Annotated in this window: 16 protein-coding genes and 1 pseudogene; 7 read left to right on the forward strand and 10 right to left on the reverse strand. The window is 50.8% G+C overall.

Translation table 11 applies throughout. From position 1 onward, the window contains the following. Nucleotides 1-91 precede the first annotated feature (91 nt). Nucleotides 92-1,326 (forward strand): IS3 family transposase gene (locus P4S53_RS18475; protein WP_337111999.1). Its coding sequence is split into 2 segments (ribosomal slippage): nt 92-437 and nt 437-1,326, totalling 1,236 coding nucleotides; the frame shifts between segments, so codons are not numbered across the junction. A 44-nt stretch (nt 1,327-1,370) separates the two neighbouring features. On the opposite strand, the gene P4S53_RS18480 is transcribed toward P4S53_RS18475, so the two are convergent. Then, nucleotides 1,371-2,603, reverse strand: a complete 1,233-nt coding sequence (locus P4S53_RS18480; protein WP_337113834.1) for a CinA family nicotinamide mononucleotide deamidase-related protein — start codon at nt 2,601-2,603, stop codon at nt 1,371-1,373. Nucleotides 2,604-3,057: 454 nt separating this feature from the next. On the opposite strand from P4S53_RS18480, the gene tyrP reads away from it, so the two are divergent. After that, nucleotides 3,058-4,263, forward strand: coding sequence for a tyrosine transporter TyrP (tyrP, locus tag P4S53_RS18485; RefSeq protein WP_337113835.1), 1,206 nt, complete (start codon nt 3,058-3,060; stop codon nt 4,261-4,263). 314 nt (nt 4,264-4,577) lie between these two features. Beyond that, complete coding sequence (locus P4S53_RS18490) at nt 4,578-6,542, forward strand: putative bifunctional diguanylate cyclase/phosphodiesterase (RefSeq protein ID WP_337113836.1); 1,965 nt, start codon at nt 4,578-4,580, stop codon at nt 6,540-6,542. A gap of 45 nt (nt 6,543-6,587) precedes the next feature. Here P4S53_RS18490 and P4S53_RS18495 read toward each other — a convergent pair whose 3' ends face one another. From P4S53_RS18495 to cysB, 3 genes and pseudogenes are all read right to left on the reverse strand, one after another. Then, the gene (locus P4S53_RS18495; RefSeq protein ID WP_337113837.1) at nt 6,588-7,316 is read right to left on the reverse strand and encodes a sulfite exporter TauE/SafE family protein; all 729 of its coding nucleotides are present in this window, start codon (nt 7,314-7,316) and stop codon (nt 6,588-6,590) included. Between the two features lie 22 nt (nt 7,317-7,338). Then, nucleotides 7,339-8,517, reverse strand: coding sequence for a methyltransferase (locus P4S53_RS18500; protein WP_337113838.1), 1,179 nt, complete (start codon nt 8,515-8,517; stop codon nt 7,339-7,341). 134 nt (nt 8,518-8,651) lie between these two features. Next, a pseudogene (cysB, locus tag P4S53_RS18505) lies at nt 8,652-9,625 on the reverse strand (HTH-type transcriptional regulator CysB). Nucleotides 9,626-9,949: 324 nt separating this feature from the next. On the opposite strand from cysB, the gene P4S53_RS18510 reads away from it, so the two are divergent. Beyond that, nucleotides 9,950-10,711, forward strand: coding sequence for a hypothetical protein (locus P4S53_RS18510; RefSeq protein WP_027253385.1), 762 nt, complete (start codon nt 9,950-9,952; stop codon nt 10,709-10,711). Between the two features lie 104 nt (nt 10,712-10,815). On the opposite strand, the gene P4S53_RS18515 is transcribed toward P4S53_RS18510, so the two are convergent. Genes P4S53_RS18515 through P4S53_RS18525 form a run of 3 tightly spaced genes read right to left on the reverse strand, consistent with a single transcriptional unit; the run spans nt 10,816 to nt 14,013 of the window. Beyond that, nucleotides 10,816-12,048, reverse strand: a complete 1,233-nt coding sequence (locus P4S53_RS18515; protein ID WP_337113839.1) for a quaternary amine ABC transporter ATP-binding protein — start codon at nt 12,046-12,048, stop codon at nt 10,816-10,818. Continuing rightward, nucleotides 12,041-12,940, reverse strand: coding sequence for an ABC transporter permease (locus P4S53_RS18520; protein WP_337113840.1), 900 nt, complete (start codon nt 12,938-12,940; stop codon nt 12,041-12,043). Before P4S53_RS18520 ends, P4S53_RS18515 begins: the two co-directional genes overlap by 8 nt. A 59-nt stretch (nt 12,941-12,999) precedes the next feature. Beyond that, nucleotides 13,000-14,013, reverse strand: a complete 1,014-nt coding sequence (locus P4S53_RS18525; protein WP_337113841.1) for an ABC transporter substrate-binding protein — start codon at nt 14,011-14,013, stop codon at nt 13,000-13,002. Nucleotides 14,014-14,273: 260 nt separating this feature from the next. Here P4S53_RS18525 and miaE point away from each other — a divergent pair, with 260 nt between their 5' ends. Then, a complete protein-coding gene (miaE, locus tag P4S53_RS18530; RefSeq protein WP_337113842.1) occupies nt 14,274-15,065 on the forward strand; it encodes a tRNA isopentenyl-2-thiomethyl-A-37 hydroxylase MiaE in 792 nt (263 codons plus the stop codon). Here the strand turns inward: miaE and P4S53_RS18535 are convergent. Next, nucleotides 15,052-16,770: an SgrR family transcriptional regulator gene (locus P4S53_RS18535; RefSeq protein WP_337113843.1), complete on the reverse strand. Its 1,719-nt coding sequence runs from the start codon at nt 16,768-16,770 to the stop codon at nt 15,052-15,054. The two genes, miaE and P4S53_RS18535, sit on opposite strands and share 14 nt — an antisense overlap. A gap of 92 nt (nt 16,771-16,862) precedes the next feature. Here P4S53_RS18535 and P4S53_RS18540 point away from each other — a divergent pair, with 92 nt between their 5' ends. Next, nucleotides 16,863-18,074 carry an MFS transporter gene (locus P4S53_RS18540; RefSeq protein WP_337113844.1) on the forward strand — a complete coding sequence of 404 codons (1,212 nt, stop codon included), beginning with the start codon at nt 16,863-16,865 and terminating at the stop codon, nt 18,072-18,074. A gap of 354 nt (nt 18,075-18,428) precedes the next feature. Further along, nucleotides 18,429-19,352: a DMT family transporter gene (locus P4S53_RS18545; protein WP_337113845.1), complete on the forward strand. Its 924-nt coding sequence runs from the start codon at nt 18,429-18,431 to the stop codon at nt 19,350-19,352. A 26-nt stretch (nt 19,353-19,378) separates the two neighbouring features. Here the strand turns inward: P4S53_RS18545 and topA are convergent, their stop codons facing one another. Together topA and sohB are read right to left on the reverse strand one after the other, a co-directional pair. Next, the gene (topA, locus tag P4S53_RS18550; RefSeq protein ID WP_337113846.1) at nt 19,379-22,015 is read right to left on the reverse strand and encodes a type I DNA topoisomerase; all 2,637 of its coding nucleotides are present in this window, start codon (nt 22,013-22,015) and stop codon (nt 19,379-19,381) included. Nucleotides 22,016-22,527: 512 nt separating this feature from the next. Then, on the reverse strand, nt 22,528-23,589 hold the full coding sequence (gene sohB / locus P4S53_RS18555; protein ID WP_337113847.1) for a protease SohB: 1,062 nt from the start codon (nt 23,587-23,589) through the stop codon (nt 22,528-22,530). Nucleotides 23,590-23,833: the final 244 nt, after the last annotated feature.

The following is a 23,833-nucleotide window of genomic DNA, read 5'->3' on the forward strand; positions in this document are numbered from 1 at the left end:
CTGTCAAACAAAGCCAGTCTGGATTACCGGACTGGCTTTTTTGTTTGTTGTGTCCCGTCCTGAGATAAGTTGACACATTGGAGACTTATCAATGAACTCATCAAGCAAATCAAAGATAAAACGAACACAGCGTGATTACACATTAGGCTTTAAACTCGCTGTTGTTGCTCAGGTTGAAAAAGGCGAGATGACCTACAAACAAGCCCAAGCACACTTTGGCATTCAGGGACGAAGCACTGTTCTTGTATGGCTAAGAAAGCATGGTAAGTTAGATTGGTCGAAGCCAGTTGAACACTTCCCTACTATGCCTAAATCAAAAGAATCGCCAGCACAGAAGATTAAGCGCCTAGAAAAAGCCCTTGCCGACGCTGAATTAAAGAACATGATTTACAGCGATATGGTGGAAATCCTTAAAAAAGAACACGGAATAGACTTGGAAAAAAAGTACTTAGCCGAGCGCTCTGGCTTGCCAAAGAGCAAGGAAAAGTAAAGCTCGCAACTGCATGTAGGCAGTTCAATTTATCCCGGCAAGCTGTGCATCAATGGAAGCAGCGCCTCGAAGTGCGTGCTGAGGAACTCTTGCCTGTAAAAGAGATGGTAAGGTACTGGCGGCAACTTATGCCTCGGGTTGGTACTCGTAAGCTATACCAGTTGATTAAGCCCCAGCTAGAGAAACAAGGAATAAAGTTGGGACGAGATGGGTTATTCAAGTACTTAAAAAACGAGAACCTGCTGGTCAAGCCAAGGAAGAACTACACCAAGACGACGAACAGCAAACATTGGCTCAGGAAGCACCCAAACCTTTTGAAAGATAAAGTTGTTCATCATGTAGAGCAAGTGGTTGTGAGCGATATTACCTATGTCAAAACAGATGAAGGGACACACTATCTCTCACTAGTTACAGACGCTTACTCCCGGAAAATATTAGGCTATGAATTGAGTAACGAAATGAAGGCTAGCGACGTGGTAAAAGCGCTGGATATGACCATAACCAACCGCCAAACAGATGCAGCAACAATTCACCACTCAGATCGAGGGTTACAATACTGCTCATCAGAGTACCAGGAAAAGTTAAGCGCCAATAGCATGATACCTTCAATGACTGATGGTTATGACTGTTATCAGAATGCGCTGGCTGAGCGGGTTAATGGCATACTAAAGAGTGAGTTCCTACTCTACCAGTGCAATACCCTAAAAGAGCTTATGGTGTTAGTGAAAGAGTCGATATCGACATATAACGACTTGAGACCGCATACGAGCTTGGGGATGAGAACCCCGAGTGAAGTGCATGAAAAAGCCAGTAGGGAATACCTACTGGCTACATAAAAAGCGTCAACCTATTTTAGGACTAGACATTGTGCTGATTGAGATCAGTTCGGCTCTGCCGGTAAAAACAACTCACTCAGCCGCTCGAACGATTCATACTGGCCAATCACGGTCTGACCCGTTTGCCATCGGCGCAGCATATCCAGCATCAAAGTCGCGACCATTTTACGATGCGGTTTATTGGCATACTGTCTTCTGGTGCGCACGTGCTGCGCCCAGTCACCGTTTGGCGTAGACAAGGCAATCGCAATACTGTTGTCATACAGCGGGCCACAAACCAGTGCCAGATCGGAGCCCGTCTGCTGCCGGGCGGCGGCAGCCATCGCTAAAGAGGCCCCCATAGGCTCTGCATCGCTCAAAGAGGGATCGACCTGGGTCGTCAGCAACCAGCCCTGACTTAATGCGGTCTGGGTCGCCGGATTATCCTGCAGCCAGTTAAGCACATCACCGCCGGTAAACTGCTCGGCAACGGTTAAAGTGAGCGGGGCTTTGGAGAAATGTGTGCCTATGGTATCCAGCAAGTTTTCACCGGCACCGACAATGTTCTCGCCGAGACGCGCTTGAATTTGCGCTAACACGGCAACAGCCTGGGCATCACCTTTCGGTGCAAACAACTTCACTTCAATAAAAGGTAAGTAAGATCGGTAACCCAGCTGGAATAACGGCGGTAAGGACAGGGAAGCCAGAGTGTCGTTAATCCCTGATTCTGATAATCCGAAGCTGTACAACCGGTGACACTCGAGGCCGGCAACTTCCGGATGCAGCGATTTCAGCCTGGGCAGGATCTCATCTTCGACCATGACTTTAAACTCGCTGGGTACACCCGGAGTAAAGAACAAGTGCGCACGGTTCAGCTTCATCATGAAGCCGCATGCCGTGCCAACCGGGTTATCCAGTACATCGGCACCCTCTGGCAGCATGGCCTGCTTCAGGTTTGCCTGCGGCATTTCCCGGCCCAGAATCCGGTACTTTTCGATCATTTGCTCAACCCAGAACTCCGATTGCTCTAAACCGGCGCCTGCTGCAATGGCTGCTGCCTGGGCTGTCAAATCATCCGTGGTCGGCCCCAGCCCCCCATTTACAATGACAATATCAGCCGTCAGGCTGCACTGCTCAATTTCCGATGCCAGGCTTTCAAGCTGATCACCGACAGTCGTGCGTCGCGACAGCGCGAAGCCGTTCTGAAAAAACAAACGGGACAGCCATGCCGCATTGGTATCAACGATATCTCCATGCAGGACTTCTTCACCGGTACTTATCATGACAACTTGCAACATGTTGTTCCTCTTATTGATTCAGTTGGCACTTCACTGTAACACTTAGTCAACCACGAGAGAATCTTAAGCACTGATAATTGAAAACCCACCTCGGTGCAATGCATTACACACACTGACAATACACCTAAAGTGTAAACATAAGATTACACAAAAATAAACTAAAGTTGACAGGTCATTTTTCTGCATTTAAAGTGTCGACCGTAAATTAAGCCTGCAAATCTGGATATTTTACAGACAAAAACACCAATTGTTGTACAAATGTTATGAGTAAGTTCGCCATGAAATTCTATTATCGTCGGCCACAGTGGTCGAGCGTGTTGTAAAGAAATCTGAACATATCAATTCCTTCCAACCCCATGCACCATTGTGGCTATATTTTTTCTTCGGAGAGAATCAGCCTGACCGCCCCTCTCCCACTCATTAAACTAATAAAAATACAGGGAGTTTTGACTCGATGAGCATGAACAAAACCTTCGGCAGTACATTAATTATTGCCGGAACAACCATTGGTGCAGGAATGCTGGCATTGCCGCTGGCATCGGCCGGATTGGGCTTTACAACCGCCACACTGACCATGGTCGGTATCTGGGCACTCATGGTATACACAGCGCTGCTGATGCTGGAAGTCCATCAACATGCTGACCCATCAGCCACACTCCATTCGCTGGCGAAGGAGTTGCTGGGTACCAAAGGACAAATTATCGCCAACATTGCGATGATGTTTCTGTTTTACGCATTGTGCGCGGCCTATATTGCCGGTGGCGGTGCCCAGCTAAATGACAAGTTATCCGGCTGGTTTGGACTTGATGTCATGCCTCAAACTGGCACAGTCCTGTTCACTTTGCTGATTGCCACTGTGGTCTCGGTCGGGACACACTCAGTTGATTTGGTCAACCGTATCCTGTTTACGCTGAAAATTATTGCGCTGGCAGTCATGCTCAGCCTGTTATTGCCGCATATTCAGGGACAACACCTGGTTGATATGCCAGTCGAAAAAGGCCTGCTCATCTCGGCACTGCCTGTGGTGTTTACCTCCTTTGGCTTCCACGGCAGCATTCCCTCGATCGTCCGCTATGTGGGCATCGATATGAAAGCGCTGCGAAAGGTGATGATCCTGGGAGCCTCTGTGCCGTTAGTCATTTATCTGCTGTGGCAAGTGGCCAGCCAGGGCATTCTCAGCCAGTCTGATCTGATTGCCAATTCCAGCCTGGGTAGCTTTATTGCCGCACTGAACACGCTGCTCAAAAGCCCTATGGTCAGCAATTCCGTCTCTATCTTTGCAGACCTTGCGCTGGCGACTTCTTTCCTCGGTGTAAGTCTGGGCTTGTTTGACTTCCTGTCAGATACCTTAAATCAGAAAAATTCGAAGTCCGGCAGAGTCCAAACGGCTCTCTTTACCTTCGTACCACCGCTGTGCTTTGCCCTGTTTTATCCTCAAGGCTTTATCATGGCGCTGGGTTACGCGGCCATTGCGCTCGTCATTCTGGCTATCTTCCTGCCAGTGGCCATGGTGCATGTTCAGCGGGGACAACGCCAGACGGTCGGTGAGTACCAGGTCAGCGGCGGTAAACCGGCTCTCATCATGGCAACCAGCGCAGGTGTGCTGATCATCACAGCACAGTTCCTCCAGATGGCTGGATTGATTCCTGCCGTCGGGTAAAGCACCATAAAAATGCACACTGAGTTTCATAATGAAAAGTGAGTGTGCATTTACCTGTCAGATCAGAGCAATTCTGGGCTTAGTGATTTCGCTAAGCCCTGTCTCAAAGGCTGACTCATCACCAGCACCGCACATTCCCGAGTAAAAAGATACACGACCAGATCACTATTTGTGCTTATTTATCATTAATTTACATTTATGCAACACTCACTTCCGGAATCAAGATCACGCTTTACACCCTCTCGCATGTATGCCTCAGGCAATTTAGGCTATCGTTGAGGCATTGCCCCTTTAAAGTCATTCCTTTATCTGGTATGAGCCAATTCTTTACGACCTTTGAATATCTGCAATCCCCTGTATGGGTTTTCGACATCGAAAACAAAGCCATTATCTGGGCGAATTCTGCTGCACTTCCTCTTTGGGAGGCAGAGAGCCTGAGTGAGCTGACATCACGGGATCTGGGACAGGATATGTCCGACGCGGTAGAAGCGACCCTGAATGACTATTTGCAAATGTTCAAACGCGGTGAGTCGCTAAAACTTTGGTGGAGCTACAGCCCCAAGAGCAAAGTGAAAAATGCCTTGTGTCATTTTTCTGGTATTCCGAGCGAAGATGGCAGAATCGCCATGCTGGTTCATGTGATTTCTGAGGAAGCCAGCCTGAGACGTGAGCTGGCATTTTCTGACGGCTCCAATCTTGCCCTGCTTTTTTCTTCTGAAGGTCAGTTGCTGAGTGCCAATCGCGCCTTCATTCACGCTTTTGGTGAACAGCTGGACAGCCTCGCCACGTTTGTCGGCGATATCAAATTGGCTGAAAAGTGGTTGCATGATGCCAGTGAAGGACAAGTGGTGAACCACAGAAAGCTGTGCTGGACAGGCCGAAACTACGACTGGTTCAGCATTGATGGCAAGTGGCTGGCAGACAAACAGCAACTCTTACTCAGCCTGGTGAATATCAGCCAGGAGAAAGAACAGCTGAAACAAGCAAAATACCAGTCAGAACACGACTACCTGACCGGCTTGCTGAACCGCAGAGGGATGATTAATGCTATCCATGCCTCTCAACATTCGTCTCAGCCGTATACCTTGCTGTTTCTGGATGTGGACGGATTTAAGCTCATCAATGACACCTATGGTCATGCCATTGGCGATAAGATGTTGCGGGCGATCGCGATTCGCCTCAGTGAAATTGTCAAATTCAACGGCTTGCTGGCCCGGTTTGGCGGAGATGAGTTCATCATCCAGATTGATCACCGCCAGGTTGACGATCCGGCCCAGTTTGCGCGAAAGCTCATTACCAATCTCAATAAGCCTTTTCATCTGAAAGAAGTGGGTGAGCTATCCATTGGCTGCAGTATCGGAATGGCCAGCTTCCCCAATGACGCCAAGAAAATTGAAACCCTCATTACCCAGGCCGACATGGCCATGCATCGCGCCAAACTGAGAGGACGGAATCGATGCCATCATTTCTCCCCCGAGATGGCGGAAGATTTATACCGAAAAATGACACTGCGTCACCACCTGACGCTGGCCATGGATGCTGAAGCCTTCGAGCTGTATTACCAGCCTATTGTTGATTTAAAAAACAATCGCTTAGGCGGATTTGAAGCTTTAATCCGCTGGTACGATGAAGATCTTGGCCAGGTTGCTCCGTCTGAATTCATCCCGCTTGCTGAAGAAACCGGCCAGATTGTACCGCTCGGTAAATGGACGCTGAAGCAAGCTTGCATGCAGCTTTCAAACTGGAATAAGGCCTACGGGAAGCGATTTACCGTCAGTGTGAACTTATCCCGGGCGCAGCTGCATGCCAGTCTCGCCAGCTATATCGGGACATTACTCGAACACTACGACATAAATGCTAAACAACTGGCATTAGAGTTAACTGAGTCTGCCATGTTGCAGGAATACGATGACGCCAAACAGTGCCTTGTTGATCTTGCTGAACTGGGCATAGAACTTCATCTTGACGATTTTGGTACCGGATATTCGTCGCTTTCTCAGTTACAGAATCTGCCAATCACAATGGTGAAGCTCGATCAAAGCTTCGTGCAGGCCAATAACCCGAGCAGCCGGGCCATTGTGGAGGCGACCTGCGCCATCTGTGACAAACTTAACCTGAAGTTAGTCGCCGAAGGTGTCGAGACGCTTGAACAGCTGGAGTATATCCAGCAGTGCGAGTTTGACTATTGTCAGGGCTATTATATGGGTAAACCCATGCCAGCTCATGAACTGGAACAGCGCCAATTTAATCTGTTTAATATCATCCCCAAAGCCAGCTAACCCATCCAACGACAGAGGCCGCTGTTCTCAGCGGCCTCTGTCATTCTACGCCCACATCGGGCTGAGTCCCTGCCACATGGCGGCCATGCCGGCAAAGGTACACAACACCAGCAAGGCATATCTGACCCATTCGGTTTTGATCAAATGCTGAACCTTATAAGCAAACAAAGTGGTCAATATCGGTGCGGGCAGAACAATCAGTGCGTATTTCAGATGCCACACACTGAAGTGGCCCGTTGCCGACAGAGCAATCAGCGATAATATACAGCTGAAAACAAAATACACGGCCAGATTGGCTCGTAACTTTCCGGCTTCGGCGTGCTGCAGAACCAAGGCCATCGGCGGACCACCAATACTGGTTGTCGTTCCCATCAGACCTGACGTAAAACCAGCCACAAATAAAGCTTTTGGGGTGGGCTTAAAGCGCACCTTCGACAAACTGATCACAACCGCCAGTAACACACCCGCCCCCAGTACCAGCGCCAGATGCTCCGCACTGATGTACACCAATATCCAGCCGGCCACTATGGTGCCAGGCACGCGCCCGACAAACGCCGCGCTCATGCCGGTAAAGGAAATCATTCGCCGGTACTGCCACATATTGATCAGCGCCAGTACCAGGCCAACAAATGTCACCACACCCGGAACAAAACGCGGTTCATAAAAATACACAATCGGCGCCGCCACAATAGCCATGCCAAAGCCAACGGTACTTTGCACAAAACAACCAGCCGATAAGGCCAGCGCACAGTAAATCAGCGTGCTTGTCTCCATTATTTCTCCAATTGGGCGTGAATCATAATATTTCTTGGTGTGATGGGTTTATCGCAGAATGTGCCCACAGACACTTGATATCCGGCCTCTTCCATAAACAGCGCCCGGTCAAAAACCAGCCACATTTCAAGCGGTCGGCGAAAAGCCTGGCGAACCAGCTCCATACGCTCGACCTTTCGAAAGCGGGCTTCCCCAATCGCTGCCAGTACAAATAATCCATCTCTTGCGGCAATTGCAATCCCTTTTGCGCTGCCGCCCACCGGCAAAAATCAGCAAAGCCATTCTTCAAGAGGGCTTTTTGCACATTGGGGACAGGCAAATAAGCGTCATTGTTGGTCAGATGTTTCTGCAAAGCATCAAAGCCCAGGCGGTAGCTGACTTCGACAAATCGCTGCTGTTTCACCCGTTGTCCGGCTGTGACGGTTTCTTGCAGCGGCATTCTCAAATCATGCTTGGATAATCTCAGCTCACTCGCTTTTGCCGGTGCCGACAATGGCTGATAGGTGTCATGACGGATCAGGTGGTAACAACAAGGTGACACACTGACCGCCGCTGTGCGCTTTGCAGCTCCCCGCTCCAACAGGCTAACGTGCAGATCGCCGCAGGCATGTAAAGCCACCGCATGCTGATCCGGCCGGATCACACTGGCGCTTTCCGGCGCGAAGGCGTCTGCCTGAACGAACGTCATTGGCAAGCCTAACTGATCCGCGGCTGACTGACCGGCTAGCGTCAAACTCTGTTGCCACTCAAGACTGGTGACCTGAGTGTGGTGGCATGCGGCCAGCACTCGTCCTAAATACCCTTTCCCGGCACACCATTCCAGCCAGGGGAGCTGATGCGAAGGCAGTACCGCATTGAATGCCAGCACTTGCTGCCATTTCCGGCCCGGAATACCGACATCCAACCCACGGGGCAGATGCGGCGAAACCTCTGAGACTAAAGGGAGTAGAGGAATATCAGCCAACTGATGCACTTCAGGCAGGGCTGGGAGAAAAACCGCTAACTCATCAATCAGCGCAGCAGTGTCCTGCAATAAGTTGGCCACATCCTGATCGGTCAACGAGTCCAGCCAGCCCGACAGCGCCGGGTGACTGTGTTGCCAGGGATATTCGTGGCAGGCAAAAGGCATAAACTGCCAGAATGCTCTTTTCTGAGTGAGCAAGACATCCAACTGACAAAATGTGTCTGAATAAGCAGACATTCACAACCCTGATACGCTGATAAACTGAAAGGCCGTATTTTATCTCATCTCAGGTCGCAAAAGCAGTGAATAGTGAAGCAAGTACAAAAAAGCCGCACAATGCGGCTTAATGTTTGCTGTAAGGCTTTAAAAACTCAGCGTACCGGTAATTTAATACTGGCAAACATGGCTTCGATTTCGTCATTGCTCTTGAGTGCCAGCGCCTGATCAACCACGTTCCGGGTCAGATGCGGGGCGAAGCGTTCCATGAAATCGTACATATAGGTACGCAGGAAGGTGCCTTTTTTAAAGCCAATGGTCGTGGTACTGGCTTCAAAAATATGGCTGGCATCAATGGCAACCAGATCATGGTCTGTCTCAGGATCAATCGCCATGCTTGCCATCACACCGACGCCGATTCCCAGCCGCACATAGGTTTTAATGACATCGGCATCTGTCGCCGTAAACACAATACGGGGGTTAACCCGGATCGGTTAAACGCATTATCCAGTTCAGAACGCCCGGTAAAACCAAACACGTAGGTTACTAATGGGTAAGCGGCCAGATCATGAATGCTAATGTCTTTCTTCTGGGCCAAGGGATGATCGGAGCGCACCACAATTGAGCGGTTCCAGTGATAGCACGGCAACATAATCATATCCTGATATAAATGCAGTGCTTCTGTGGCAATGGCAAAGACGGTCGTCCCTTTGGATACCGCGTCCGCTATCTGGGAAGGCGTGCCCTGATGCATGTGTAAAGAAACTTTCGGGTAACGTTCAATAAAGCCCTGAATCACTTTCGGCAAAGCATAACGCGCCTGGGTGTGTGTGGTCGCGATATGCAATGTACCCATTTCCGGATGGGTATATTCACCGGCAACCGATTTAATGCTTTCCACTCGTGAAAGAATGTCACGCGCAATCCGGACAATGTTCTCACCCGCCGGTGTCACTTTGGTCAGGTGTTTACCGCTACGCTCGAAAATCTGAATACCGAGCTCATCCTCAAGTAAACGGACCTGTTTGCTGATACCCGGTTGAGAGGTATACAGGTTTTCAGCCGTCGAGGACACATTGAGATTATGGTTCACCACCTCAACGATATAGCGTAATTGTTGTAGTTTCATTTTCCCGTCCCAAATATAGTCCGTTACATTCTAACAATGCGACTATCTATTTCACTATGTTATATACAGTATCATAGTGTCTAAAATGCACATGTACAGCAACACATAGGCTCTGAACGCGTTCTGACCATCATATTTTGACAACAGGTGGAAATCTATACGGGCCCGGCCTTAGTGACAGATAACCAGCAAGCTCTCCCAATGTAAAAATGTGCGCACTGCGAATGTGAGGCTATGAGCAAAATTCTACCCTATGCTATGACCTCATGATCAGATGGTGTATCTTATGGCTTCGTTTGTCTGTGGATTATCTGATCGAGTTTTATGAGTATACCTTTAGTGGTCGGTCTTATCGGCCTGTTGTTAGTCCTGGTTGTGGGTTATAACGTTATCATTCAGTACCGGCAGCAGCTGGAGAGCCAGAAGCAGCAGGAATTGGCTAAGCACATTGCCATCATCGACTCCAGTGAAGATCTGATCGGTCATGCTCATCATTTGCCTTACAGCAAAGAATTACTGGTCTGTCTGAATCAACGTATTCTGTCAGCGCTGGAAAGCATGTTCGAGGTGGATCAGAAAGATCGCTCTATGCCCCAGCGTATTAACAACGTCCGGGAGCAGATTCATCAGCTGCAGCAAAATTACACCCCAAATGAAATGTCCGGCTTTAAGGTCCCCACCACAGACCGTCAGGCGATTGCCATGCTGCAGCTGGTCAAACGCCTGAAACAGGTCGTAAAAAGCGAACACAGCAAAGGCCGTCTGGGCACTCAGGCATTCGTCGCTGAAAATGCGCGTCTGGAGGGATTACAGCTGCGCATTAACATTGAAAACGTGGTGAAACGTGCCAACGATGCCCGCATGAAACGCCAGATTGGAACCGCCAAACAGCTGTTAAGAAAAGGGCTGGATGCGCTGGCGACCAAAAATCACAATTATGCCAATCAGGCGCGCGAAAAATTGCAGGCCATGCTGGATGAAATTGACAGCTCGCAAAATCAGAGCAATGCGAAACAGCGTCAGGAAATGCTGGAAAAAGAGCAGGACGAGCTGGATATCCTGTTCCAGCCGAAAAAGAAATGGTAATGACAGCACATTGCAAAACCCAATCAGGCCGCCTCCAAGCGGCCTGATTCATTTTGGCCCCACAGATACATCAATGATCCGGCATTATGTTGACGACATTGCATTTATGGCACTGCGTTTACAACATGGTGTTCACTGAGCACTTTCGCCAGTGTAGAACGTGACAGACAGCCGCACACTTCCCCCTGCTCTCCCAGTACAGGCAAAGCGACATCCGCCTCCAGTGTGACTGGCAGCACCTGCTCCAGCAGCTGATAACGCGAAATCGCAGGCACCTGCAGCAAGACAGGTTCTTCTAACCACCCATCCGGCGCGTCAGTCATGGCCTTTTCAAGACGGTGACGGGTCAGCACGCCCAGATATCGCTGCTGCTCATCCAGCACATAGACCTCGTTCAGGCGATGCTGCGCCATGTATCGGCTCGCCTCGGATACTGAACACACTCCGAGACTGTGCACCTCTGGTGACATGACAGCCTCGACTTTCAGCACTCTGGACCGATTCACATCTTTGACAAAAGCTTCAACATAATCGTCAACGGGGTGCAGCAGAATATCCACAGGTCGGCCCTGCTGAATCAGCTCACCGTCGCGCAATATCGCGATCCTGTCACCCAGCCGCAGCGCTTCGTCCAGATCGTGTGTGATAAAAATAATGGTCTTGCCGAGTTTGGACTGCAGGGCCATCAGCTGCTCCTGCATCTCGCTGCGAATCAGCGGGTCCAGCGCCGAAAAAGCCTCATCCATCAGCAGAATATCGGCATCGGTGCACAGCGCCCTCGCCAGTCCAACCCGCTGCTGCTGCCCGCCGGACAAGCTTGATGGATAATGATCGCCATAACCTGTCAGCCCCACAGTCTCCAGCCAGTAGCGGGCTTTTTCCCGCCACTCGTTGTGATCAACACCTTGTATCTGCAGACCATAGCCAATGTTTTGCAACACAGTCCGGTGAGGCAGCAGCGCAAACCGCTGAAAAACCATGGCCATCCGCTGGCGCCGGAATGCCTGCAGCGCAGAAGCACTCAAAGCGGTGACATCCACCCCGTCAATTTCCACCTGACCGGCAGACGGCTCGATGAGCCGATTGAAATGCCGGATCAAGGTCGATTTGCCTGAGCCGGATAAGCCCATCACAACAAATATTTCGCCCTGACAGATCGACAGGTTGATCTTGTTCAGACCAAGCGTGTGCCCGGTTTCGGCCAGAATGGCAGATTTCGATTTTCCGGCATAAACCTGTGTCAGAACCTGCTCAGATTGAGGGCCGAACACTTTGTACAAGTCGCGCACACGAATGAGCGGTGTGCTTGTGTCTTGCGTGTGGATTGAATCAGTCATGTTTGCGCCCCGAAAGATGTTGCTGGGTGCGCCGGGCATAGCTCTGGGAAATGCGATCAAAAATGATAGCCAGTGCCACGATGGCCAGCCCGTTGAGCAGACCCAACGTAAAATACTGGTTGGTAATCGATTTAAGGACAGGCTGCCCCAAACCTTTGACACCAATCATGGACGCAATCACCACCATGGCCAACGCCATCATAATGGTCTGATTGATGCCCGCCATGATCGTCGGCATTGCCAGCGGCAACTGCACACCGGTCAGCCGTTGCCAGCTGCTCGCGCCATATGCCTCCGCCGCTTCGAGCACTTCTTTGTCCACCAGCCGGATACCCAGATTCGTCAGGCGGATCACAGGCGGGATCGCATAAATCACCACAGCGATCAGGCCCGGAATTTTACCGATGCCCAACAGCATCACGACCGGGATCAGATACACAAACGCCGGCATGGTTTGCATCACATCCAGCAGCGGGGTGATCACACTTTGCGCCCTGTCGGAGCGGGCCATCAAAATCCCTGTCGGTAAACCCAGCACGATCGCCAGCATGGTGGACGCAATAATAATGCTCATGGTGCGCATCGTATCTTCCCACATCCCAAAAAGACCAATGCACACAAAAGCAACGACGACGCCAACGACCAGCTTCCAGGAACGACTGGCATAAAACGCCAGTCCGGCCAGTATGGCAATCATCAGCCACCAGGGCGTATTCAGCAGCAGCTTTTCAAAGCCAATCAGCATCGAGAGCAGCGGATCGAAGAAGGACTCAATGCTGTCGCCATATTCACGAGAAAAAGAGCGATAGGCGCCATCGAGGGTTTTACGAATCGCGAGCAGTTGATGACGATCGAGTTGAGGGAAATCGGTAATCCAGGAGAGTTCAGCCATATCGAAGTGCCGTCGATCAGTAAAATGAACAGACCCGGCAACCACCGGGTCTGACTGGATCAGCGAGCCGCCAGGGCTTGCCTGATACGCTGTAACGCTTCAGGCGTTACCCACTGGCGCCACAGCGACTCGTTCTCAGTAAGGAAGTGCTCTGCCGCGATTTCACCGTCGGCCTGGTTTTCTTCCATCCAGGCCAGCATGCGGTTCATCTGCGGATTGGTGAATGAACGTTTCGATAAATAGGCCAGCGCGTCAGGCGCTCGTGCCGCAAAACTCTCCGTCACGACAGTATCAACCGGTGACGGCGGATACATGGTCGGTTTGGGGTCCAGACAGTCCGCCTGGGTAATGCACGCCTTATAATGCTCAGCATCGACCCCTGTGCCGAAGTCTACTTTCACCATCTCATACTTGCCCAGAACTGCGGTGGGCGCCCAGTAGTAACCAAACCAGGGCTCCTGCCGCTCATAAGCTTTGGCGATGGATGCCGCCAGACCGGCACCTGAACCGGGATCCACCAGTTCAAAGCCAGCATCGCCCAATTTGAGCGCGTCAAACAAATGCTCAGAGGTGATCTGGCAGGTCCAGCCAGCAGGACAGCCCATCATGGCTGATTTATCCGGATCTTCAGGATGCTGAAACAAACGGGCATTGGCTTTCACCCCGGCCAGGGTTTTCAGGCTGGGTTCTTTGTCCACCATGTAGGCCGGCACCCAGAAGCCTTCTTCACCGCCGTCAGATAAGGTCACGCCGGCATAGCGTAACCGGCCTTCCTTCACGCCTTTATCCAGTGCTTCGCGCATGGTATTGCTCCACATTTCAGGGGCAATATCGGGCTCACTTTTTTCAATCATGGACGTTGTGGTCGGAATGCTGTCGCCGGGGACAAGCTCGGCGTCACAACCGTATCCTTGCTGCAAAATGAACTGATCCAGATGGGCGATAAAGGTCGCGGAATTCCAGTTCATGTCGGCAATGGTGACATGCCCGCACGCTTGTGCAGCCTGCGCATTCACACTCAAAGGTAAAGTAACAGCGGCCAGCAGCCAGGGGGCAATCCGGGGTAAGTGCATATAAAGTCCTTTTCTGATGTGTCTGGATGCCAATAACCGGCAGACCTCCTTCACCAGCCATCGACACATACTTTTTCAGTATAAGCACACCAACATGGAATAACGATGATACAGCCCTCTTTTTTCAAGCTAAGTGATTCATTTTTGTCTTAGTTTCGTCTGATGAGCCAATCTCTGTCATTCTCTGGTCGCTCAGAAAGAGCTTTGTTATAATCCGCCGGTTTTCTTTCTCCTGTTCAACTCAGCAATAAGACCCATCCATGACAGACACTCAGAGCATGATCAACGAGCTACTCCTTCCCGTCCGCCGGTTTCTGCATTGCGAAACCCCGGAAAGCTGGCTTGTGGAAGCGCGCAAACCGGAAAACCTCAATGCCTTGCTGGTTGATCACTGTAACTGTGAGCTGAAAGCCAGCCAGACCGCTATTTTCCTGATCCGCAAATACGCCGTGGATGAGAAAAGCGGCCAGGCACTGCTTGACTGGGCCAAACCGTACGAAGATTTCGTCTATGGCAGGTCACGCCATAAAGACGCCTTCCACGGCAGAAAAAATGGCCTGAGTGCTGAACTGACAGCCAGGGCAGATTGCCCTTACGGCCAGGATCTGATTGATAAGATGGTTCGCCTGATCAAAGAAGAATTCCACCACTTTGAACAGGTGCTGGAAATCATGGACAAGCGCGGCATCGCTTATTCCAATCTGAGTGCCGGCAACTATGCCCGCGGGCTGATGAAAGCCGTGCGTACTCATGAACCCGCCACCTTAATCGATAAACTGATTGTGGGCGCTTACATTGAAGCCCGCTCCTGCGAACGCTTCGCCAGACTGGCGCCGTATCTTGATGACGAACTCAAAAAGTTTTACATCTCATTGCTGCGCTCTGAAGCACGTCATTACCAGGATTATCTGAAACTGGCGGAGCAGATTGCCGGCCAGGATATCAGTGACCGAATTCAGCACATTGGTCAGCGGGAAGCCAGACTGATTAACACCCCGGATCAAGATTTCCGCTTCCACAGCGGCGTTCCGGCCTCAGCTATGGTGAACTGAACACCACGCGGCTGAAATCAATCCAGCCATTCGCCAGCAGCGAGATCCCGTTGAGATGACTTCGGATATTGAGCTGCTGGCGGTTCTGCCACAAGGGACGATAGACCCCGATACCCACCAGCCATTGTTCAATCTCCTGAAATTTTTCCAGACGCTCAGCCAGGCTTTCAAACAGAAAGACATTCTCCAGTTCACGCTGCAATCGCCTCTGCTGCTGAGGCTGCAGACATACCGCTAACGCAGTACTCGCTTTCAGCCATTCCATCCAGCTCAGTTCTTCATCTTCGCCGAACACTTCACCGGAAATCATGATATCCGCCTGGGCCAGCCGCTCTGTCCGGTTGAAGTCCGGAAATGTCTCCACGGTGCACGTCGCCGGCATACCGGCGGTATTGAGAGCAGTGACCAGCTGCTCGGCCAGGGCAATATGATCCCGCAACTGGTAGGTCAGCACAGACAAGGGCCGTTCCGGTGCGGGTAAACCGGATAAATCCAGTGTGTTGCCAGCCTTCTGGCACAGCACTTCGGAGCGCAGCATTCCTTTTGCAACCCGGTAATCCGCCGCTGTCATGGCTGCCGGGAGCGGCAACTGACGAATGAAAGCGGATAATCGCTGCCGGTGTGCCGGCACCGCCATCCAGCCGGCACGGTTTTCATTCAGCAGCGCGTAGGCACATCCTTTTTCCCAGTTTTCCAGTTGCGAAAACGGCGCGGTCTGTCCCGGCACCAGCCAGGGATGAACCACATCACTGCTGACTTCAAAATCCATGGCCTGATCGCCAATGTTCCAGATCTCCACGGCATCGAGCCAGGGCCGGTAGCCATGGTATTGCTCAAATGCGCTCAGTCGGGTCAGCCACTCGGTATGCGCATCAAGACGAAAGGCACCAGCGCCCAGAACCTGCCCGTCATGAGACACCTTCGAGATACCAGCCGCCTTTTGTGTTAACAGGGTCGGTATGAAGCCAGCGGTCGCATTGGTGATCAGTTTCAGACGAAGCGGCGCAAGCACTTCAACCGCCTCAAGACAGCCGAACAGCCGGTGGTTACTGCTGTCAGAGGCTTGCAACCGGTCAAAGTGAGCTTTCACCGCGAACGCATCCAGGGGCGAGCCGTCATGAAACATCAGCCCTTTTCTGAGTGTGACATGCCAGTCATTGCCAGCACGCGCCCAGTGTGCGGCTAAGTCGCCGCAAATCTCCCCTGAATCCGGATCCCGCTGCAGCAAACCGGCATAAAGATAGCTGCCGAGATGCACTTCAGTCCGCCGGGAAAGCTGTACAGCATCCAGATCATGGATCCCCCGGTAAAACGGAATTCGCAGCACATCGCTGGGTTGTTTCTCCGACCTTGAACAGGGGCCGGAACGACGATAACCGGCCAGATACTCGGCCAGCAGCCCCTGCCTTTGTGGCTCGGGCACTAAAGCCGTAGCGCGTTCCACCTGACCTTGTGTCAGCAACGACAATGCCTGCTGTTTGAGCAACGAATCAACTGGTTTTTTCAGACAAATCGTCGGCAAATTACCGCGACCAACGCCTGGTTGCCAGCTTATCCATCCCTCTTCAACCAGCTTTTTAATCACAAGCTGAGCATTGCGCCGGGTGCAGGCGAGTTTCTCTGCCAGAGTATCAAGGGATAACGACTGGGGCTGTCCAACTGCCAGTTCTTCCCTGAAGTAAATTAATGCCCGCCAATAGCGCATAAAAGATGAAATTCCATATTGTCGATTACACTTTTTCTTCCACTTTTATCACGGATAATCGCAAATCTCTATGATGTGAAAAGGAATTGATGATGACAACCGTCCCCCAGCACCCAACGGGCATTTGGCAGGAGCCCAGATTTCTCATTTTGCTATCCAGTGCATTTTTTGCTGCCTTCGGTGCCAAAATCTACAGTCTTGCGCTGCCACTGCTTGTTTATGAACTGACAGCATCGTCCGAGTGGATGGGCTGGATGCGCGCAGTAGAGTATTTACCGAATCTGTTGCTGGCACTCTTCATCGGGGTCTGGGTTGACCGTGTGAACCGCAAGCACTGGTCACAAGCCATGCTGCTAGGTCAGTGTCTTTGTCTGCTCGTTGCTTATGCCGCCGTTGAATGGCTGGCGGAACCGCTCTGGGCGCTCTTTCCGGCCGCCTTCATGATGATGGCTTTTGATTACGGCTACCACAATGCCCGTCTCGGCATGATGAAAACAGCGCTGCCGCAGGCATTACAAAATACGGCCACCGCACGTTTCAGTACCATGTACAGTTTTCTTGAGACTGTCGGGCCCGTACTGTCCGGCATACTGCTACTGCTGACGGCGATCCATCAGGTGTTTCTGCTGCTGATTATTTTTTATCTGATTGCCTTTGTGCAATTGCACCGCATGTCATTTACACCGGCTGATCCTGTTGCGCATCCGCCGGTGCTCACTGCACTCAAAGAAGGCTGGCAGGCGCTGCGTGCTGACAAGACCATGTGCCTGATCACCGCCGCCGTTGTGGTCATTAACACTACAGGCGCTGTGTTTCATGTTCAGGCGATATACTTTGCAAAAGCCACGCTCATGATGACCAACCTGGAAGTCAGCTATCTGATTGCCGCATCGGGGATCGGCGGTATTCTGGGCGGATTCGTCGCCGATAAGATCCGAAAACGTCTCGGTCTGGGCTTGCTGCTGATCCTTTCCATTGCTATTGAATCCATTGGATTTGCCCTGCCGGCCCTGCTGCCCAGTGCGCCCGTGTTAGCCCTGTCTTTCTTTTTGATCAGCAGTATCGGATTGATGAGTTCTATCTGTATCTGGAGTTACCGGCAGGAAGCCTTCAGTGACACACTGCTCGGACGCGTTGCAGGTATCACCGGCTCGCTCTTCAAACTCGGCATGCCATTCGGTCTGGCGGCATCGGGTTATCTGGTGGCGACACTCGGGACAGAAAGACTGTTCTTAGTGTGCTGTATCATTCAGTTCGCCACTGCGATCCTGCTTAGCCTGACCCGTATCCGGTACACCCCCTGATGCTCAATTACAGGTACTCAAATACTTAAGACTCCAAATACTGGCTGGCTCCGGGGTAAACCCGGAGTAACCATAGTACTCATTCGCTACGGCTTCACCACAGATTCTCAGCCATCAACAGCAACGACTGGCATATTCCTCTGAACTTTTCCGCTCCCTTGTGTGGCCATGTAAACTTAGGTAGCTTAAATACTCACCGATACCAAGGTACCCATCATGAATATCATTTTGCTGCAGCGCTGGCTTCTCACCTGGATACCTCTCAGTCGGTAGCAATTCCCCTGCCCGGCTGTGAATCATGCAGCCGGTCTCCATGTCTCACAGCCTGTTCTCAAACACAAAAGGATGTGAGTCATGCAAAAAGAACTGGCACCAAGCTTAACCCTGTCGATTGACAAACAAGGCATTCTCTGCGCCCTGATCGGGACCGTCTTTTTCTCATTAAAGCCTGTACTGATTAAAATTGCCTATCAGCTCGGCGGTGATGCTGTCACCATCATGAGCCTCAGAGCCGCCAGTTCTCTGCCTTTTTATCTGTTAATTCTGGGCTGGCTGCTCCGCGATGCCGGACAGCGACAAAAGACCCTCCGCTATGGCTGGCAGGCGATGCTGATTGGAATATTAGGCTATTACTTTGCTTCGCTGTTCGACATTCTGGCGCTGGAAAGCATTTCTGCACAACTTGAGCGGTTACTGTTATTTATGTATCCGTCTTTTGTGGTTCTGATCAGCATGCTGGTTTTAAAAGAAGCGCCCAAAGCGGGGACATTCCTTTCCATCCTGCTGGGTTATCTGGGGATTGCTCTGATTGTCGCGCACGATATTCAGCATCTGGGTGATGATATCTGGCTCGGCAGCCTGTACGCCCTGCTGTCGGCAATAATTTTTGCCACTTACCTGGTGCTCAGCAAACAGGTGATCAGCCAGCTCGGCAGTCCCTTATTTACCAGCCTTGGCATGACCAGTGCCGGCATTGTGATTTTGCTGCATTTTCAGTGGTCTGGGGCGAAGCTAAGCACCATCTCACTGGATTTGGCTTTGCTGGGTGTGGCGCTTGGGTTTTTCTGCACTGTCTTGCCGTCCTATCTGATTGCAGCTGCGATGGCACGCCTGACCCCTTCCGCCGTCAGCCTGACCAGCAACATCGGCCCGGCCATGACAGCCATCTTCGCGATCACCCTCCTGGATGAGTCATTTACGCTCTATCACCTGATTGGGATAACCCTGGTGGTGTTTGCTGTGATTCAGGTCAACCGCAAGCCCAGAACGGAAGCATAAAAAAACCGCCTTGCGGCGGTTTTTCATTATTTCTCTTTTTTGGCGTTCTTACGCTTATCGGTAATCAGCCATTTTCCACCATCATAGAGTGCGGTATAACCGGTTGGTTTACCATCGACTTCTGAACGGACATAGTTCTCTTTCGTCTTGCGGCTAAAGCGAACCACGGTTTTCAGGCCATCCGGATCTTCCGTTGGCGCCTCAGTCAGATAATGAAACTTAGGTGACAGTCTGTCTTTAAAACGAACCAGCTCTTCCACCAGAGGTGCACGGGTCTCGCGGGATTTAGGGAAGGTGCTGGCAGCCAGAAACAGACCTGATGCGCCATCACGCAACACAAAATAGGCATCCGGATCCTGAGTACAAGGCAGCTCAGGCAAATGCACCGGATCTTCTTTTGGTGGCGCAACCTCACCGTTTTTCAGAATTTTCCGTGTGTTCTTACAGGCTTCATTGGTACAGCCCATATATTTGCCGAAACGACCATTTTTCAGTTCCATGTCTGAGCCGCACTTATCGCACTCAACTACAGGGCCTTCATAGCCTTTCAGTTTGAACTCACCTTTTTCAACCTCAAAACCATCACAGCCCGGGTTATTACCACACACATGCAGTTTACGGCTCTGATCGATGAGATAGGCATCCATCGCTGTGCCGCACTTAGGACAACGTTTCTTCGCCCGTAAAGCGGCGGTTTCCACATCCTCTTCAAGGACGTTCACCACCCCTTCTTCATCCCCCAGGTTAATGGTGGTCTTACAGCGCTCCTTCGGCGGCAGGGCATAACCCGAGCATCCCAGGAACACGCCGGTAGAAGCGGTTCGGATCCCCATAGGACGAGAGCAGGTCGGACACTCAATATCAGTCAGGACGATTTTGTTCGGCTTCATGCCGCCTTCATCTTCATCCTGCTCAGCTTTGACCAGTTCATCAGTAAAATCACTGAAGAATTTGTCGAGCACCGATTTCCAGTTTGCCTGTCCTTCTGCAATCTTATCCAGATTGCCTTCCATTCGGGCGGTGAAATCGTAGTCCATCAGATCGGAAAAGCTGTCTTGCAGACGGTCAGAGACGATTTCTCCCATTTTTTCCGCATAGAATCGACGTTGATCGACTTTGACGTAGCCGCGATCCTGAATCGTAGAAATGATCGAAGCATAAGTCGAAGGACGGCCAATACCGCGCTTTTCTAGCTCTTTCACCAGTGCCGCTTCTGTGAAGCGCGCAGGCGGTTTAGTGAAGTGCTGCTTGGGCTCTAAATTGTCCAGTGTCAGTACATCACCCACCTGAACGGTCGGCAGGGTGGTATCTTCATTCTTGCCTGACGGACGCTGCACTTTGGTCCAACCAGCAAAACGTAATATCCGGCCTTTTGCTTTCAGCGTGAAGTCACCGGCCTGCACGGTAATCGTACTGGAGTCATACTGAGCCGCTGTCATCTGACAAGCCACGAACTGGCGCCAGATCAGGTCATACAGCTTGACGGCATCCTGATCCATGCCTTCCAGATCAGCGGGCTGGGTATCCACACTGGATGGACGAATCGCTTCGTGTGCTTCTTGTGCATTGCCCTTGCTGCCGTAGACCACAGGATTGGCAGGCAGGTAATTTTCACCATATTCGGAGGCAATATAACCACGCACCGCCTCAACCGCTTCTTTGGACAAGTTGGTCGAATCCGTACGCATATAGGTGATGTAACCCGCTTCGTACAGACGCTGGGCCAGGCCCATAGTGCGTTTTACACCGTAACCCAGACGGGTACTGGCCGCTTGTTGCAGCGTTGATGTGATGTAAGGCGCAGAAGGTTTGCTGCTGGTTGGTTTATCTTCACGTTCTGCAACTTTATAAGCCGCATTTTCCAGCAAAGAAACCGCTGCATCTGTGTCCGCTTTATTGACCGGACGAAATGCTTTGCCCGCCTGCTGAGCCACCATCAGGCGTAATGCGTCTTTGCCGCCGGTGACCGTATTGGCGTGAATGTCCCAGAATTCTTCCGGCACAAAGGCTTTGATTTCACGCTCACGCTCAACGATCAGCTTGACCGCGACCGACTGAACACGACCGGCAGACAAGCCCCGGGCAACTTTTTTCCACAGCAGCGGGGAAACCATGAAGCCAACAACACGATCAAGGAAACGGCGCGCCTGTTGTGCATTCACGCCATCAATATTCAGTTCACCCGGATGTTCGAAAGCCTGCTGAATCGCATTTTTGGTAATTTCATTAAAAACAACACGTTTATAGCGTTCTTCATCACCACCGATGAGCTCACGAAGGTGCCACGCAATCGCTTCTCCCTCGCGATCCAAATCGGTTGCCAGATAGACACAATCTGCATTTTCAGCCAGCTTTTGCAATTCCTGGACGACTTTTTCTTTTCCGGGCAGCACAGCATAATGCGCTTCCCAATCTTTATATGGGTTGACACCCATTTTATTGATCAGCGCTGTAAGCTCTTTTTCTTTTTTGATCTGTGCTTTCTCTTCAACGCTCAGACCTTTCGTGGACGATGCAGTCGCTTTTTTACCCGTACTGCTACCACCAGTAGACAGGTCTCGAACATGACCAACGCTGGACTTTACGATGAAATCCTTACCAAGGTACTTATTAATCGTTTTTGCCTTGGCCGGGGACTCCACAATAACAAGAGATTTACCCATATGACTCTATTACGTCCTCGTGCTCGCGAAATTTTCAAATAAAAACATATAGTTGCACGCTAAAAGTGACAGTGTATGCACGGCAACGCTATTACAATATTGGGCTACTATACAAGAAGGTCAACCTGTTTTTAAGAAATTCAGGCTAATTGCTCGACCCTTCTACATATGTAAACACTGTGTTAAGTGCCGCTGTATTATCCAATCAGCGCCCACTTTTCATCTCTCTGAGTCAGTATTCTGACAGGGCGCAGATCATTACCACCTCGACGGAACTTTGACTATTTTCAGCCCTGTTTATTTGTGTCAGCTCACAGAAATATTCGTTTTCTTACTACAAAACGACTCAGTGTGATTATTTTACAACCAATAAAACGATTGAAAGGCGTAATATTCACTCACATTATTTAATACAGCGGACGGCATGCCAAAAATATAAAAACATTCATCTGTCGTGATTACTTCTGCCAGAAAGAGATAACCCGCCTGCTGGCGGGTTATCTCTCTGCTATTTACATAATCGGCCGCTGTCCCCGGCTGATCCATTTCAGCAGCAAACTGTCGGCGGCTTCACTGCCCGCGCCCGCCAGACGTTCCGCCAGTTTCTTGCGCTGAACATAATGTACCTGCAAGACTTCACGGTCTTTACACGCCTTCATAATAAAGTCGTCACTGGTCCCAATACTGTCGACCAGACCAAGCGTAATCGCTTGCTTACCGAACCAGTGCTCTCCGGTCGCAACGGTTTCCAGATCCAGAGACGGACGATGTTCTGCAATAAAATCCTTAAACAAATCATGGGTCGCTTCAATTTCACTCTGAAATTTTTCACGTGCCTTATCTGTGTTTTCACCAAACATAGTCAGGGTACGTTTAAACTCACCGGCTGTGATTTGTTCGAACTCAATATCATTCTTTTTCAATACCTTACTGAAATTGGGCAACTGGGCAATCACACCAATTGATCCCACCACAGCAAACGGCGCAGAGATAATCTGATCGGCCACGCAGGCCATCATATAGCCGCCACTGGCAGCGACTTTGTCTACCGCGATGGTCAGCTTAATACCCGCCTGTTTCAGGCGATCAAGCTGCGAAGACGCCAGACCATAGCCATGCACCATACCACCGCCGGTTTCCAGACGCAGAAGCACTTCATCGCCCTGAGCCGCCACGGCCAGAATCGCAGAGATCTCTTCGCGTAATCCGGCCACTTCTTTGGCATCAATACTACCGTGAAAGTCCAGGACAAACAGTCGTGGCTCACGGGCCTCTGACAGCTCACCCGATTTTGCCGCGGCTTTAATTTCACTTTGACGGGCCTTGCCTTTTTCTTTCTCGGCTTTCTTTTCCGCCTTTTCTCTTGCTTTAAGCAAAGGCTTATCGAACAGGTGAGACTCTAAATGATGAACGGTTTCTTTATAGCGTTCAGACAAATCGGTAATTTCCAACGACCCTTTTCGCGTCCCCTGGCGACCACCTACGCTTTTTACAATCACCAAAATACTGACGACAGCAACCACGACTGTGATGATCTTGGCCAGAAAAAGTCCGTAATCAAACAAAAAATCCAAGAGTATTTCCTCATGTTCTGGTTTTACCTGATTGTAATACCAATCCAATCAAGCCTCTAGGCCTGATGACGGTTCAGGTTTACATTTTGCGCTTTCCAGTGTGATTTATCGCCTGACTGGCACCTGGCACTCGACAAGCACACCATACTGGCAGTGAACCGTCTTAGCAACCTGCTGTTTTTCATCACCGATCGATCTTGCTGGCTTGTCACCCTGAGCGTGAAGCGCCTACAATAGCGGCACA

This window comes from Photobacterium sp. Hal280 (assembly GCF_037162255.1).
Lineage (GTDB): Bacteria > Pseudomonadota > Gammaproteobacteria > Enterobacterales > Vibrionaceae > Photobacterium.

What these genes read in the sequence shown, in the direction of transcription:
- miaE (WP_337113842.1), top strand. Translation starts at nt 14,274, where the DNA reads ATGACAGACACTCAGAGCATGATCAACGAGCTACTCCTTCCCGTCCGC.
- tyrP (WP_337113835.1), top strand. Translation starts at nt 3,058, where the DNA reads ATGAGCATGAACAAAACCTTCGGCAGTACATTAATTATTGCCGGAACA.
- P4S53_RS18495 (WP_337113837.1), bottom strand. Translation starts at nt 7,316, where the DNA reads ATGGAGACAAGCACGCTGATTTACTGTGCGCTGGCCTTATCGGCTGGT.
- P4S53_RS18490 (WP_337113836.1), top strand. Translation starts at nt 4,578, where the DNA reads ATGAGCCAATTCTTTACGACCTTTGAATATCTGCAATCCCCTGTATGG.
- P4S53_RS18515 (WP_337113839.1), bottom strand. Translation starts at nt 12,048, where the DNA reads ATGACTGATTCAATCCACACGCAAGACACAAGCACACCGCTCATTCGT.
- P4S53_RS18500 (WP_337113838.1), bottom strand. Translation starts at nt 8,517, where the DNA reads ATGTCTGCTTATTCAGACACATTTTGTCAGTTGGATGTCTTGCTCACT.
- P4S53_RS18520 (WP_337113840.1), bottom strand. Translation starts at nt 12,940, where the DNA reads ATGGCTGAACTCTCCTGGATTACCGATTTCCCTCAACTCGATCGTCAT.
- P4S53_RS18545 (WP_337113845.1), top strand. Translation starts at nt 18,429, where the DNA reads ATGCAAAAAGAACTGGCACCAAGCTTAACCCTGTCGATTGACAAACAA.
- P4S53_RS18510 (WP_027253385.1), top strand. Translation starts at nt 9,950, where the DNA reads ATGAGTATACCTTTAGTGGTCGGTCTTATCGGCCTGTTGTTAGTCCTG.
- P4S53_RS18525 (WP_337113841.1), bottom strand. Translation starts at nt 14,013, where the DNA reads ATGCACTTACCCCGGATTGCCCCCTGGCTGCTGGCCGCTGTTACTTTA.
- P4S53_RS18480 (WP_337113834.1), bottom strand. Translation starts at nt 2,603, where the DNA reads ATGTTGCAAGTTGTCATGATAAGTACCGGTGAAGAAGTCCTGCATGGA.
- topA (WP_337113846.1), bottom strand. Translation starts at nt 22,015, where the DNA reads ATGGGTAAATCTCTTGTTATTGTGGAGTCCCCGGCCAAGGCAAAAACG.
- P4S53_RS18540 (WP_337113844.1), top strand. Translation starts at nt 16,863, where the DNA reads ATGACAACCGTCCCCCAGCACCCAACGGGCATTTGGCAGGAGCCCAGA.
- P4S53_RS18535 (WP_337113843.1), bottom strand. Translation starts at nt 16,770, where the DNA reads ATGCGCTATTGGCGGGCATTAATTTACTTCAGGGAAGAACTGGCAGTT.